Origin of the sequence: Micromonospora sp. NPDC085948 (genome assembly GCF_040686315.1) — a bacterium.
GTDB lineage: Bacteria > Actinomycetota > Actinomycetes > Mycobacteriales > Micromonosporaceae > Micromonospora.
Map to the genome: position 1 here is coordinate 38,144 of NZ_JBFBJW010000004.1, position 14,586 is coordinate 52,729.

13 protein-coding genes are annotated in these 14,586 nt (G+C 68.3%); 5 read left to right on the plus strand and 8 right to left on the minus strand.

Features of this window, described 5'->3' with window-relative positions; all coding sequences use genetic code 11:
* Positions 1–15 precede the first annotated feature (15 nt).
* The 5 genes from AB0O48_RS12595 to AB0O48_RS12615 form a co-directional block, all read right to left on the minus strand.
* Complete coding sequence (locus AB0O48_RS12595) at positions 16–1,239, minus strand: ATP-grasp domain-containing protein (protein WP_365065246.1); 1,224 nt, start codon at positions 1,237–1,239, stop codon at positions 16–18.
* Positions 1,240–1,250: 11 nt separating this feature from the next.
* Positions 1,251–2,189: a DMT family transporter gene (locus AB0O48_RS12600; RefSeq protein WP_357242557.1), complete on the minus strand. Its 939-nt coding sequence runs from the start codon at positions 2,187–2,189 to the stop codon at positions 1,251–1,253.
* A 160-nt stretch (positions 2,190–2,349) separates the two neighbouring features.
* Entirely contained in the window at positions 2,350–3,501 is a 1,152-nt protein-coding gene (locus tag AB0O48_RS12605; RefSeq protein WP_365065249.1) for a saccharopine dehydrogenase family protein, read from the minus strand.
* A complete protein-coding gene (locus AB0O48_RS12610) occupies positions 3,498–4,547 on the minus strand; it encodes a saccharopine dehydrogenase (protein WP_365065252.1) in 1,050 nt (349 codons plus the stop codon). Before AB0O48_RS12610 ends, AB0O48_RS12605 begins: the two co-directional genes overlap by 4 nt.
* A 13-nt stretch (positions 4,548–4,560) precedes the next feature.
* Positions 4,561–5,256, minus strand: a complete 696-nt coding sequence (locus AB0O48_RS12615) for a methyltransferase domain-containing protein (RefSeq protein WP_357242567.1) — start codon at positions 5,254–5,256, stop codon at positions 4,561–4,563.
* 671 nt (positions 5,257–5,927) lie between these two features.
* Here AB0O48_RS12615 and AB0O48_RS12620 point away from each other — a divergent pair.
* The 4 genes from AB0O48_RS12620 (at position 5,928) to AB0O48_RS12635 (ending at position 10,282) form a co-directional block, all read left to right on the plus strand.
* Entirely contained in the window at positions 5,928–6,293 is a 366-nt protein-coding gene (locus tag AB0O48_RS12620; RefSeq protein WP_357244024.1) for a nuclear transport factor 2 family protein, read from the plus strand.
* Between the two features lie 20 nt (positions 6,294–6,313).
* Positions 6,314–8,047 (plus strand): thiamine pyrophosphate-binding protein, encoded by a 1,734-nt coding sequence (locus AB0O48_RS12625; RefSeq protein ID WP_357572948.1) that lies wholly within the window; start codon positions 6,314–6,316, stop codon positions 8,045–8,047.
* Positions 8,048–8,110: 63 nt separating this feature from the next.
* Complete coding sequence (gene metK, locus AB0O48_RS12630) at positions 8,111–9,304, plus strand: methionine adenosyltransferase (RefSeq protein ID WP_365065256.1); 1,194 nt, start codon at positions 8,111–8,113, stop codon at positions 9,302–9,304.
* Positions 9,305–9,409: 105 nt separating this feature from the next.
* Positions 9,410–10,282 (plus strand): hypothetical protein, encoded by an 873-nt coding sequence (locus tag AB0O48_RS12635; RefSeq protein ID WP_365065259.1) that lies wholly within the window; start codon positions 9,410–9,412, stop codon positions 10,280–10,282.
* Positions 10,283–10,292: 10 nt separating this feature from the next.
* Here the strand turns inward: AB0O48_RS12635 and AB0O48_RS12640 are convergent, their stop codons facing one another.
* From AB0O48_RS12640 to AB0O48_RS12650, 3 genes are all read right to left on the minus strand, one after another.
* Positions 10,293–11,315, minus strand: a complete 1,023-nt coding sequence (locus AB0O48_RS12640) for a 3-oxoacyl-[acyl-carrier-protein] synthase III C-terminal domain-containing protein (protein WP_357242579.1) — start codon at positions 11,313–11,315, stop codon at positions 10,293–10,295.
* A 37-nt stretch (positions 11,316–11,352) separates the two neighbouring features.
* Positions 11,353–12,630, minus strand: coding sequence for an MFS transporter (locus tag AB0O48_RS12645; RefSeq protein ID WP_365065263.1), 1,278 nt, complete (start codon positions 12,628–12,630; stop codon positions 11,353–11,355).
* Positions 12,631–13,220: 590 nt separating this feature from the next.
* A complete protein-coding gene (locus tag AB0O48_RS12650) occupies positions 13,221–13,676 on the minus strand; it encodes a SitI3 family protein (protein ID WP_365065265.1) in 456 nt (151 codons plus the stop codon).
* A gap of 180 nt (positions 13,677–13,856) precedes the next feature.
* On the opposite strand from AB0O48_RS12650, the gene AB0O48_RS12655 reads away from it, so the two are divergent.
* Positions 13,857–14,585: a helix-turn-helix domain-containing protein gene (locus AB0O48_RS12655; RefSeq protein ID WP_357242588.1), complete on the plus strand. Its 729-nt coding sequence runs from the start codon at positions 13,857–13,859 to the stop codon at positions 14,583–14,585.
* The last annotated feature ends 1 nt before the right edge of the window (position 14,586 follow it).

The following is a 14,586-nucleotide window of genomic DNA, read 5'->3' on the forward strand; positions in this document are numbered from 1 at the left end:
GCGGGGACGTGTGGATCAGTCGCCGTAGAGGCCGGCGACTTCCAGCGAGCGCAGCCGGTCGTAGTCGGCGATGACCTGCTGCCGGTCCGGGGCACACAGGTACAGCGTGCCCGGGCAGGTGGCCATGTCGGTGGTGGGCGACAGGAGGGTGCCCTCCGGGATGTTGAGCACCAGGCTGTCGAAGGACGCAAGCGCCCGGACAGCCGCCCAGGCGTCGGCACCCGGCATGACGCCGTCGCGCTCGGTGATCAGGTTGACGCAGCGCAGGTAGGCGTCGAGCTGATAACCGCTGGTCCCCTGACGCGTGAACACCTCGGGGTCGGCGATTGCCAGGGCCAGGCTGTCGACCTGGTTGGTGCCTGTGCAACGAGTCAGCAGTTCCGGCATCTGCCCGCCACCGAGGCGGGCTCCGCACTCGACCAGCACCGGCCCGGACGCGGTCAGCATGACCTCGGTGTGCCCTGCGCCGGTACGGATCTCGAGCGCGTCCAGAACCGCCAGGGTGTAGTCGGCGATCTGCCGGGTGGCAGGGTCGTCCCAGGCCAGCAGGTCCTCGTAGTCGTAGATGGTCCGGCCACCCGTGGAGCGCTTGTGATAGCGCCAGACCTCCACGATCCGGTGCACGCCGGCCCGGCTGACCGAGTTGACGTAGTACTCGGTGCCGGCCAGGAACTGTTGCACCAGAACGATGCGGTTCTGCCGGCCGTACCGGTCGAGGTTGCCGGTGATCCGCGCGTACGCGTCCCTGATCTCCTCGGCGGAGTGGCAGACGTAGACGTTGTCCCCGCCCGCGCTGGACGGCGGCTTGAGGACCACCGGCCATTGCCCACGCTCATCCGCCCAGCCGAGAATCGCGTCGACCGACTCGGACCGGAAGCCGTCGGCGGCGGCCAGGCCGGCGTCCCGGATCGCCTCGTGCATGGCGAACTTGTCGCGCCGCGCCAGGGGATTCCGCATACCGTTGCCCGGTGTGCCCAGGGCGGCTGACAACTGGTCGGCCAGCAGCACCCCGGACTCGGCGCCGGCCACGACGATGCCGACGCCGTGCTCCCGCATCCGGGCGACGGTGGCGTCGAGGTCGCCCTCGTGCTTCAGGTCGACAGTGAATTCCTCCGGCCGGTAGCTGAGCCGCCAGTCGGGCGCGTCCGAGCGGATGTGGATGAATTCCATGCCGTGCCGCAGCAACGCGGCCGGCAGGTGCCGGCCCGCGCCGTACGCGTCGACGATGGCGCATTTCATGGAGGACTCCTTCATCGGCGGTCTCCGACGGTGTCGTAGGCCGACGGCATGGTCGCGGCTTCCAGTCGGCTGTCGTGGCGTGCCCGGGCCAGGGTCCCGGCGGTCGCGAGTGCCACGATGCCCACGATTCCCACGATGGTCAGCGAGGAGGGCTGCAAGCGCCCGTCCAGGAATTGCATGAAGTAGGCGAAGATCGGTGACAGCGAGACGATCAGTGCGGTGGTGATGGGTTCGGTGTGCCTGATCCCGATCTGCAGTACGTAGATCGGAAGCCCGATGCCGATGACGGCCACCACTGCGCCGGGCACGAGCGCGGCGGTCACCTCTTCCAGCGAACTCGTCGCGGTCATCGCCCACCCGATCGCGATCATCAGGAAGAACCGCACCGCCAGCACTTCCTGCGGGCTACGACCACGATCGCTGAGCCGCTTCATGTAGGTGATGTTGGCCGCCGATCCGATCGCGCACACCACCGAGAAGAAGAGTCCCCAGGCGGCGGTGCTCTCGCCGATGTCCCCGACGGCGGTCTCACCGGTGAAGGAGCCCCATACCAGGACGCTGAGGAAGACGCAGATCCCCAACGCGACCACGACCTCCGCGGCGATGACGGACGCCCCCCGGCGCAGGATCGCCCCGGTCAGAAGGATGAACACCGGACCGAGCGCCAGGCCGACCACGTTCACGACCGCGGGCTCCAGGTTGCGGAGGGCGTAGAAGGTGGCGAGCCACGTCACCGCGGTGGTGATGTTGATGGCGATGACGTCGTGGCGTGACTCCCGCAGCATGGTCAGGAACGCGGTGCCGTTACGCGCCATCTCCAGGACGAGGAAGAAGACCGCCGTCAGTGTGAACGAGACCGCGGTGAGGCTCTCCGGACTGACCACCTGGAGCCGGTTGCTGCCGTACACGTCCATCGCGGCGGTCAATGCGGCGAAGATCAGTAGCGGCACAATGCCGCGCCGAATCGTCGCCGATTGCCTGGTCCCCGACTGTTGCGCCATATCCTGGCCTCCCCGTAACTGGCTGTGAACCGCGCCAGACCGACCGAAGTGTACTTACCTCGGTACGTTATAAGGCGACCGAATTCCAACCATGTACTAGATCATCGGCCTATGGCACATATTCCTGACAGACGACTCCGTTGGCGGACAGGAAGTCCAACCAACTGTCGATCGAATCGGGGTCGGAGGTCGCCTGGTGCAGACCGGCGGACAGCCGGCCGGCCAGCAACTCGGCGAGCCCGCCGGCGAGGGCCACCGAGACCAGGCGAGGTGTCGCGTTCTCGGTGGCATCCCCCTGGACGTCCATGGTGTACTCACCGGCCCAGCGCGCTCCGTCGCCGGTCACCGCCTCCAGCCGTACGAACATGACCACCCGGTCGTGGTCCTCGCTGGTGGCCGGGTACTGCTCGGCCAGCCGCGCGGCCAGGGCAGTGATCTCGTCGGCGGTGCCGTTCTCCAGCTGAGTGAAGACCGGCTGCCAGGCGTCGGTCCATCCGTCGAGCCGGACGGTGCCGCGAACGAAGGTGTCCACCTCCCAGAACTTCGGGAACTGATACGTGGTGATGTACGGGATGCTGTCCCGGTTGGCGTAGACCTCGAACGGTTCGCCACCGAGGGTGATCTTTTCCGCGGCGCGGTACGGCCGGTCGACGGTCCGCTCGCGGCCACCCTCCACGAAGCGGGCGGGAGTGCCGAGTGCGGTCAGGACACCCCGCGGAGCCCAGCTGAACCGGTATCGGAAGTCGTTCGGCACCGCCGGGAAGCTCCCGCAGTACGACGTGAACGACACCGTTGCCGGCGTATCGCCGAGGGCCTTCTCCGCGGCCTGGACGAGCCGGTGGGCCAGCAGGTGATCGATGCCGGGGTCGAGTCCCGCGTCGGTCAGCACCACGAGCCCGGCCCGTCGCGCATCGGCGGCCAGCTCGGCGACCTCCGCGGAGACGTAGCTGGAACTGGCGAAGTGCGCCGACTGGCGCAGGCAGAGCCGGAGCACGGCCGGGTGCTCGGCGGCCGGCAGCATGGAGACGACGAGGTCACCTGGGCGGACACCCTCGGCGAGGGCGTCCCAGCCGAGTTCCCGCGCGTCGGCCTGGCCGCCGAGCCCGAGCCGCTCGAGACAGGCCTGTGCCTTCTCGCGGGTGCGTCCCCAGACCGTGGTCCCGGTCGCGGTGGCGCAGACCAGGGCGAGCCCGCTCCCGGTCGACAGGCCGGTGCCGAGCCAGTGAACCCGTCCGGTCGGCTGGATGAGGGTGGATGTCACGACGGGCTTCCCATCAGGTCGAGTTCAGATGTCGCGGTGGTGAACCGGTCGTACGCCCGTCGCCAGACCGGCGTGTCGTCCCGCAGGGTGCGCAGGTGCGGCAGCAGGTCGGCGGAGAAGGCCACACTCGCCTCCCGCGGCAGCAACGAGGGCAGGTTGTCGATGGCGAGCAGGTCGAGCGCGGGCTCGGCACGCAGGTGGTGCACCGGCCGGGCCCAGTCGGTCGGGGTCCGGTAGATCGGCAGCAGGTTGAACTCGGACGTCACGTCGCAGGTCACATCGCTGATCACGGACAACGTGCGAGCCGGGTCGTCGAGATCCTCCGGGCGTACGAACGGAGGCGCGAGTTCGTTCGACAGCACGGTGTTGACCAGCACGTCGTGGTCGAGGATCGCTCGGCGGTCGAGATCACGGGTCTCGGCAAGGTCCCACGCCGTGGGCTCCACTCCGCCAACGGACAGCGCGTCTCGCGCGCCCCGACCGCACCGGCCCAGCGCGCCGATCACCAGTGCCCGTACCCGGCTGTTGCCGGACGCGGCAAGAGCCTCGTCCAGTTCCGGGCGGGTCATCGCGCGCAGGGGCGGAACGAGCCGGCCCCGGAGATGCAGGAGCGCCAACGCCGCGCCGACGTAACCGGCCCAGTAGCCGAACGCGGCGACCCGGCGGCCCGTGTCGTCGGTCAGGTATTCCAGGTCCAGCAGAGTGCCACCGGCCCGGAAGCGGCGCAGCAGCGCCGCCCCGTCGCGCTGACCCTTGTAGGCGTGTCCGAAGAAGATGTGTCGATGGTGCAGCGGTTCCGGCTCGTCGGCGGGGGCCTTGAGCCCCACGACGACGGTCTCGGCCGACGCCTCCGGCCAGGTGCCGGCCGTGACGATCCGGGCACCGGCCGCCGCGTACTCCCCGGTGTCGAAGATCCGGTGCGCCGACTCCTCGACGGTCAGCCGCACGCCATCGGCGATCAGCACCCGGGCGTCATCGGGAGTCAGGACGGTACGGTGCTCGTCCGGGTTGATCTCTTCGCGTAACCACAGCTCACGAACGCTCATCGCAGGCTCCCGGTCACGCGTGCAGCTGTGCTACGACCACGGACCGCCGGCGGGGACCCGACTGCGGGCGCCGGTAGTGGAAGTGTTGGATCTCGACTCGGTCGAAGCCCGCAGCGAGCGCCTGCTCGCCGAGGTAGCCGGCGGACAGCCAGTAGAAGCCCGTGACGTTCGAGGCCGCCTGCGCCCAGGAGCCGTTCCGGGTGTCGTCGTTGGACGCCACGAACGACGCCACGCCGGCAGGTCCCGGTTCGAGCCAGGTGAGGATGCGCTTCAGGATCGACTGGAGTCCGTTCTCGGGGTCGTACAGATGCCCGAGCACGCCGTCCATGTAGACGACCGACCACTTCTCTTCGGGCGTCCAGGTGTTCAGGTCCGCCTGCACCGCCTCCAGACCCTTGGCCCGGGCGAGATCGACCGCCTCCTCCAGCGCGTCCACCGCAAGCACGCGGTAGCCGGCCTTGGCCGTGTCCGCCTCCACCACGGCGTTGCCGCAGCCGAGGCTGAGCAGGCCGGTGGCCCTGTTGGTCTCCAACCGGTTCACCAGGATGTCCGTCATCCAGCCGCGGTACTCGGTGGAGTAGGTCGACGGCGTCACCGAGTCGCCACGGGCCCCGCCCTTCTCCCAGATCTCGAAGAGGTTCGGCTCTCCGTCGCCCTGCGGACGATAGAAATCCAGAAGTTCCGTCTTCTGTCGACTTTCTGTGCTCACAGTTTTCCCCCGCTATTTGCCGGTCATTCACCAAATCACGTGGCGAGACGATCGCGTTAGCCAATGGCACCCAGCGGCGCGCTGCATCGCCTTGGTGATTCAAGTGATTAGTCGGAATTCCCCCAGGTAACGAGACGACCAGAAGCACCAGGCCACTCTCGCCAATTCGGACCACGGTCCGACAGATATCGATGCAAGCACATGGACCCCTGGCTGTGCAAGCATGCCTTCCTAAGATGTGGGAACGCGGCTCGAAACCCAGGCGAAATGTCGATCACCGGCTTTGGAGAATGCGGTGCGCACCCCCACACCGGACTCGCGATGAGCTACCGTGCCGAAGGTCCGGTACGCGACATCCCCGCAAACTTGCAGCCCCTTGGCCCGCCGTATAGACATGTTGTCCCAGCACAGGAAGCACCACCTTTGGTGATCACTGGCATCGATGCCAGTGGCGACACCGCCCAACCTCGCCCGCGCCACCGCCGTCACCTGACGGGCACCCTGTGTGATGAGGGCCACACAGAGCGAGGCGAATAATGTGGGGATGATGTCGGATCATGCCTTTCGTCCAGTAGCGAGCCTGCACTTCACCCCGCCTGACCGGCGATCACCACGACCGGAGCCGCTCGGTGGTGAGCCGCGAATCATTGCCGGAGACACACGTGTCGCACATGATGGATCGGACTCACCTCGACGACGTGGTGCGCACCTACTACCACCGGGTCGACGCCGATGACATCGAGGGAATGATGCTTCTCTTCGAAGCGGACTCCATATACGACCGGCCAGGTCAAGAATCCATTGTCGGGCGATCGGCCATCGAAGCGTTCTACCGTTCTCAGCCACCCATTCGCAGCCGCCGGCACAACCTTTCATCCTTGATCGTCGAAGGGTCGGAGGTGGCAGTGCACGGCTCTGCCGACCGGATCACCCTGGGCGGACAGCACTCCACAATCGGCTTTGCCGACTTCTTCACCGTCTCCCGATCCGGCCTGTTCTCGTACCGCCGGACCTTCTTCTTCGTCCCATTCGCCTAGCGACTCCCAGGGAGAAACCAATGAGCGCAGCTGAGGGTGCGGCGCGCGCCGGCGCGGAACTTCTGGTCGAAGCGCTGGTGCGGCACGGTGTCGACACGATCTTCGGGTTCCCCGGAGACACCAGCATCCACTTCTACGACGTCATCGCGAGGCGCCCGCAGGACGTCCGGCACGTGCTCGCCCGCGACGAACGCCACGCGGCGTACATGGCCGACGGTTACGCACGTACCCTCCGCCGCCTCGGGGTCTGCGAAGCGCCGAGCGGCGCGGGCGCCGTCTATCTGGCCAGCGGTCTGGGCGAGGCATTCGCCTCCGGCATCCCGATCCTGGCGATCGCCACCGACAACCCGCATCGCAGCCGGGGCACCAGCGCCATCAGCGAGATCGACCAGATGGCTCTGTTCAGCGGCGTGACGAAGTGGCGGCGAACGGTGGACCGGACGGCCGACCTGCCCGGCGCGGTCGCGGAGGCGATCACCGCCGCGACGAGCGGCCGGCCCGGCCCGGTCGTGCTGATCATCCCGGAGAACGTTCTGGAAGAGACCGCCGACCTGCCCGTCGGCACCGGCAGCAGCACGGTTCCCGCCGCACGCCCGCTTGCCCCGACCGAGGCCGTGAACACGGTGGCCGAACAGATCGCGCAGGCCGCACGCCCCGCGATCGTCGTCGGCGGCGGCGTACACCTGTCCGGAGCCTGGCGCGCCCTCACCGACCTCGCGGAGCACGCGGCCATTCCGGTCGGCACCTCCATCCACGGCAAGGGCACTCTCCCCGAGGACCACCCGCTCGCCCTCGGCGTCGTCGGTGCCAACGGCGCCCGGGAGTACGCCAACGACTACCTGCGCAACTCCGACTTCGTCCTCTTCGTGGGAACCCGCGCGAACGCCACCGACACGGCCAGTTTCACCGCACCGCCACGCTCGGGCACCCGGATCGCGCACATCGACCTCTCCCCGGAGCGGGCCGGACGCAACTATCCCGGAAGCACGCCCCTGGTCGCGGACGCCGGGGCGGCTCTCGACCAGCTCCGCCAGGCACTACCCGCCGCCGACGAGCAGACGCGCGACGGTCGGATCCGGGCTCTCGCCGCCGCCCGGCAACTGTGGGTCACGGCGAACTCGTCACCACTGCCGGACCCCGGCGACCAGCGGCTTCAGCCGCGGGACGTGGTTCGTGCGCTGCACGCCGAATTCGGCGGGTCCACCTGGGTCGTGGCGGACGCCGGCACCCCCACGCCGTTCCTCGCCTCCTTCTGGGAGTCGTCCGGTGCCGGGTGGCGAGTCGTCATTCCGCGCGGTCACGGGCCACTGGGCTTCGCCATCTCGGCCGCGATCGGCGTCGCCGTGGCGCACCCCGGCGAGCGGATCCTCTGCCTCACCACCGAGGGCAGCGTGGCGATGGGTCTCGGCGACTGGGAGACGGCCGGCCGGCTCGGGCTGCCGATCACCTACGTGGTCCTGGACAACACCTCGCTCGGCTGGATCAAGATGATCCAGCATCTCTACGCCGGCGGGCGCTACTTCGCGGTCGACCCCGGGCGGATCGACCCCGTCCTGCTCGCCAACGGCATGGGACTGCCCGCGGCACGAGCGTTCGACATGGAACAGCTCAGCGTGATGATCAAGGAGGCGGCCACCGGAGGTGGTCCGTCGGTCATCCACGTCCGGGTCCCCGAGCACATGGACAATCCGCCGCCGGTGGAGGCGTGGCAGGCAGCACTCGCCGGCACCGCCACGCAGCGCCCGATCCACTGACAACCTCCGCCCGCCCGCCGGCGCGCCTGAGACGGGAACGCGCCGATATCGAAAGGAAACGTCGTGGCACGCCGCCTTTTCACCTCCGAGTCGGTCACCGAAGGCCACCCGGACAAGATCGCTGACCAGATCAGCGACGGGATTCTCGACGCCCTGCTCGCCCAGGACCCGCGGAGCCGCGTCGCGGTGGAGACCCTGATCACCACGGGCCAGGTGCACGTGGCGGGCGAGGTCACCACGCACGCCTACGCCGACATTCCCAGCATCGTTCGCGACACGATCCTGCGGATCGGTTACGACTCGTCGAAGAAGGGCTTCGACGGCGCCTCCTGCGGCGTGAGCGTCTCCATCGGCTCACAGTCGCCCGACATCGCGCAGGGTGTCGACGCCGCCATCGAGGCGCGCGAGGGTGGGGCCGGCGACTCGCTGGACAGCCAGGGCGCCGGGGACCAGGGCATGATGTTCGGGTTCGCCTGCTCGGAGACGCCCGAGCTGATGCCGGTGCCGATCGCGCTGGCACACCGCCTGGCCCGCCGGCTGTCGGCCGCCCGTAAGGACGGCACGATCCCCTACCTGCGTCCGGACGGCAAGACGCAGGTCACCGTCGAGTACGACGGTCTGCGTCCGGTGCGTCTGGACACGGTCGTGGTGTCCTCGCAGCACGCCGCCGACATCTCGTTGGAGTCACTGCTGACGCCGGACGTCCGCGACCACGTCATCGCTCCCGAGCTGGAGACGCTCGGCCTGGACTTCGAGGGTTACCGGCTGCTGGTCAACCCGACGGGCCGGTTCGAGATCGGTGGTCCGATGGGTGACGCGGGTCTGACCGGCCGCAAGATCATCGTGGACACGTACGGGGGTTACGCCCGCCACGGTGGTGGCGCGTTCTCCGGTAAGGACCCGTCGAAGGTGGATCGCTCGGCGGCGTACGCGACGCGCTGGGTCGCCAAGAACGTGGTGGCGGCCGGCCTGGCCGAGCGGTGTGAGGTGCAGGTGGCCTACGCGATCGGCAAGGCCCACCCGGTGAGCTTGTTCGTCGAGACGTTCGGAACCGAGAACGTGCCGGTCGAGCGGATCGAGAAGGCGATCAAGGAGGTGTTCGACCTGCGGCCGGCCGCGATCATCCGTGATCTGGACCTGCTGCGTCCGATCTACCAGCAGACCGCCGCGTACGGCCACTTCGGCCGTGAGCTGCCGGACCTGACGTGGGAGAGCACCGACCGTGCTGCCGATCTGAAGAGCGCGGCGACCAGCTGACATGGGGCGGCTGATGCCGTGCGTGCGGCCGCCGACCACACCGACGCCGGCTGAACGCCCTACTGTCGAAGGCACTGCGCACACCTGTTGCTCGATGGAGACGCTTTGCACGAGATCACCGAGACCCGTATCTCCTATCACCGGGGTGAGACTGCCGCGGAGGCGCGGATCGAGGCCGTCCTGCCGGCCGGCTCCGGGCGCTGGGCCGTCGTCACCGACGCGACCCCGTTCCACCCGGTCGACGCCGCCTGGCCGGACCAACCGGGTGATCACGGCAACCTGACCGTGGGCGATCAGGTCATCCCGGTCGTCGACACCCAGATCGTCACCTTCCGGCCGGCCGACGGCGCGGTGTCCATCGGACCCGAGGTGACCGCACGCCGTGGCGACACCGAGCACGTGTTCGCGGTCGCTCACCTCATCGTCAAGCAGCCGGATGAGTCCTGGGTCGGTCGGACCGCCCAACTGACGGTGGACGATTACCGGCGGCGATGGTTGAGCGCCGCCCACACCGGGTGCCACCTGGTGGCGTACGCGTTCAACGAGGCCACGGACGAACTGTGGAGCAAGGACGCGCCCCGGGACTCACGGGGAAGCCGCAACTTCGACGCCGCCGCGCTGATCGACAGCCGGCACGACCTGGGCAGCAGCGTGGACCGGTATCGCCTGGGCAAGTCGTTGCGACGCAAGGGTTTCGACCACGCCCGGATGCTCGCCGGCCTCGACACGTACCTCGCTCGCGCCAATGATCTGCTGGCCTCCTGGGTCGCCGCCGACGCCCCGGTTCATCTCACCGGATCGTCGGACAGCTTCACCGCGGAGCGGGTCTGGCGCTGTGAGATCTCGCCCGTGGCGACGATGCCGTGTGGCGGCACACATGTCAGCAGCCTCGGGCAGCTGCGTTCCATCGAGATTCGGGCCGAGTACCTGGAGTCGGAGAAGGAGATGCACCTGGTCGCGGCCTCTCAGCCGCGATGAGCGGAGGCGGTCAGACCTCCAGGAGTGTGCAGAACCAGTGCATGCCGTACCCGATACCGGCCAGTGCCACCACGTCACCCTTCCGCAGATCGCCGCGCTCGACATAGGTGTCCAGGCAGATCAGCTGGTCCGCAGCACCGCAGTGGCCGATCGACGCCCCCAGCTCGAAGTTGGTCCGATCGAGCGGCAACCCGACCGCCTCTGCCACGTCGACCATCGCCTTGTGGTTGTCGTTGAGGTAGATCAGCCGGGTCAGCCGGGCCCGGTCGGTACCGGAGCGCGCGAAGGCGTTGTCCACGACCAGGGCGACCCGTTGATTCAGCTCGCGGGTGAACCGGGTGAAGTGGTCGGGGTCACGGCGGAACTGCCGGTAGACGGCGGCGAGCCGGTCAAATTCGAGGTTGCCGAGGCCATCGGGGGCGATCGGTGCCGCGGCTCCGCCGTACTCCACCCGGAAGAAGTCGACGCACTCGGGATCGGTGAACTGATCGGTCGCCAGCCACCGCAACGTTGCGTGGTCCCGCCTCAACACGGCGGCGGCGGCCCCGTCGCTGGAGACACACGTGTTGGTGTTCATCCGGTTGGCGTGTCCCTCGCTGACCTGGTTGATCGCGACGAGGAGGACGGTCCGCACGTCGTCACGGACGGCGAAGGTCCCGGCGATCTGCTGGAACGCCGTGACCGTGGCGGCGCAGGCCTGGGTGAGCAGCAGCGTCGGCGTCCCGATCATCCCCAGCTCGCGGGCCACCGCCGAGGAGACGTCCCACTGCAGGTAGTCCGGGACATCGCTGGCGGCCACCACGAGCAGGTCGATCTCGCCGACCTCGATCCGCGCCCGCTCCAACGCCCGGGTGGCCGCTCGGGCGCCGAGATGCGCCGACGTGGTTCCGTCGACGACCCGATGGAACGTGCGATAACCCCACGCCATCACCCGCTCGGGATCCTTCACGTAGCTCGGTGCCACCTCAGCGACATCCTGAGGTTCCCCCAACGCGGCACCCAACGAAACGACGCCGAACTGCACAGGCGGCATGGCACTTCCTTCCTTTGCGGGCTACGCCACGATCGGGTCAGGCCTCTGCGGCCCGGCTGGGCACCGCGGCGTCACCGGGTTCCCGGGAACGCGCCGAACGCTGGGTGAGCAACGAGGTGACCACCCCGGTGACGAGGAGAACGGCTCCCAGGACCAGCCAACCGACCGGCCCGGGACCGACGACGGCCACGGTGAGCAGCCCTGGGCCGATGACCGCGAAGCCACCCGCCCCGAGGTTGTAGAGACCCAGATAGAAATTGCGTCGATCCACCGGGGACAGCCCGAAGGACACCCCCCATCCCCCGGCCGACTGCCACAGCTCCCCGAATGTCAACGCCACCGCGGCGAGGAGGAGCACAGCCGTCGTGGCCACCGGACCCAACCCGGCCGACACCGCGGCCAGGACGCAGAACACCGCGAGAGCCACACCCGCGCGGCGCTGGAGCCGACCGGCATGAGCGAGATCGTCACCACCACGGCTGAATCGGACCTGCAGCGCCACGGCGAGGACGGTGTTGATGAGCAACACGACTCCGACGACCGGCTTGGGTGCCGACGTCTGCGTCACGATCCACAGCGGCAGTGCCACACCCAGGATCGCAACGTGCAGGAACAGGATGCCGTTGAGCAGGGCCAGCGAAACGAAACGCAGGTCCCGCCAGGGGAGTGCCCCCACACTGGCGCCGCGCGGCCGTACCGCGACACCCCGTGGTAGCTCTCCACGCACCCGCAGCAGCAAAACTGCGGTGATCAAAAAAGCTACCGCATTGACCAATACAAACCCGATGTACGCCGACGCGTCGGCCAGGGTGATGAAGAGTGTGGCTGCCAACGTAGCCAGGGAGTACGCCGTGTTGCGCACCACCGAAACCGCCGCCATCGTACCGACCGGCGTATCGTCCTCGGCGATCGAACCAGCAATTGATTGCAGTAGGGGGGTCGCCGCGTTCTCGGCCATGCCGATGAAACACGCCGCTATCAGGAATCCGCTGAAATCGTCGACCAGTGGATAGGCCAAGAAGCCGGCCGCGCGCCACAACTGGAGCGCGATGAGCATCCGGGGCGCTCCGACCCGATCAGCGAGCCGGCTGATGGGTACGACGCAGACCAGCCCGCAGAGCGCCGCGATCGACAGCCCGGTACCCACCTGCGTGCTGGTCAGCCCGATCACCTGCGTGTAGAAGAGGACCGACCCGGTGAGGAAGATCCCCCGGCCCGCCGCGTCGATGAAGACCGCCAGCAGGAAGGCCCGGGCGGCTCTGCTGTGAGACAGCCGGCGGAGCAGATGCAGATCGAGTCCGAGTAACCGGTTCAATGCCGTGGTCCGCGATCAGTCGTGCCGGGCGGATTACATCGGGCCGCCATCTCGGCGCTCCCCGGAATGCGGCCCGCAAGGCCGTCCTTGCGCAGGCCCATTCGAGCAGTCAAGTGCGAGTATCGCATCATTCGCCGAGCCTTCCCCCGATGTCCGGCACCTCGACGTTCGCGGGGATACAGTTCCAAGGCAACGACTGATTGACCCGCCGCGATCCGTGATCGGATCCTAGGTCGACCACGCAGCGACCACAATGGATGTCCCATCGTGCCGCTGTGAACTAACTCTCACCGTGCGACAACCGGGACGGTCCGGTCTTGTCCGCACCCGTTCGCCCCAGTGGCTCCCGCCCACGGCTCCCACCAACCCCGGCTGGAGCCGTCTGCTACCAACGGATTCCGCGTGGTCACGGGGCAGTCAGTGTTCGAGTTCTGGAACTGGCCCATGCTCGACCCTGCTTCGCCGCCGCCGTGTCCAACCGGCTGGGCCACCGGACCGTCCGACCACGCGGAAAGCTCTAAGCCCTGCCTGGCCCGAGCGGGCAGGTCCACTCCGAGCGCAGGTGGTGGTCTTCGACGACTGCCGTCCGCTCAGCCGGGGATCAACGACTCCGCGCCAGGGTAGTAGCGCCACCAGCGTTCCCTGTTCTGTTTCCGCAGCTGCCCGCCGAACCGGGTCAGCACCAGCACCTCACCGTTGAGCACCAACGCGGCGTCCTCGACACCGGAGCGGAGCACCCTGTCCACGGCCACCACCATGTTCCGGGCACCCCGGTCCGGCGGGCCGAACTTGTCCATCCGGAAGCTCAGGTCCGTGTAGTGCTCCGGCTCCCACTCCCACGGACCGTCGTCGCCGTCGGCGTCCAGGTAGCCGTTTCGGCCGGTGAGCAGCGTGACATCGAAGCCGCGCTGCTCCGACATCTCCGCGCCGAGCGTTGCCAGGTACGGCTCGAACCTCGCCACGTCCGCTGGGTCGGGAAAGGCGCGGGCGGCGAGGTCGGGCAAAGGGACCTGACCAGCGAGGGTCAGTCGGTAGTCGATGGACATGTGTCTCCCTACAGCAACGGGCGATTGGCGCGACCGGCTTCCCGCCTCCTCGACGATTCGGGACCGGCTCCCTCATGGAAGTCCGGGCGTACTTCTTGCGCTTCTGGAGGTTGTCGGTCCTGACTGTCGACGTCGCTAGCCTCATCAGGGAACCTCGGCAGATCGACGACGGAGGAGGCCGTGGCGTTGCGGTTCGAGCATCGCGACACCGAGATCGACGTGAGCCTCGTCGACCGCGTGTGGCGCACCCGCTCTGACGCGGAGGAGACGATGACGTCGGCAGCACGCACCTGCTGGCATCTGATCCTCTCGCGGGCGCAGGGACGCCTACTCGCCAGCCTGCGCGGGCCGGAAACGAGGGCGACTACGGCACCGGTCCCGCCGGGCACCGAGTTCCTCGGGATCCGGTTCGCATTCGGCGCGGTTCTTCGGCCGCATCCCGCAGCCTCGATCGTCGATGGGTGGGTGCCGTTCCCAGTGACGGAATCGGGCAGGATCGTCATCGGCGGCGAGAGCTGGGAGGCGCCGACGTTCGAGAACGTCGAGCACTTCGTCCGGCGACTGCAGGACGCGGGTCTGCTGGTGCGATCGCATCTCGGGGACGAGGAGCGGACCGCCGAGCATCCCGAGGCCAGCCCGACCGAGCGAACCCTGCAGCGTCGCTACCGAGCGATCATCGGACTGTCGCAAACCGCCGTGCGGCAGATCGACCGCGCGAACGCCGCAGCCACGATGCTGCACGACGGCCTTGACTGGCGCACAGTCGTCGAGACGTTGGGGTACTTCGACCAAGCCCATCTCGCGCACGCGCTGCGTCGCTACGTCGGGTGCACCGCACGCGAGCTTCAGGCGGGCCACTTCGCCGCGATGTCGTTCCTGTACAAGACCCACCCTGGGCCCGGCAGCTAGC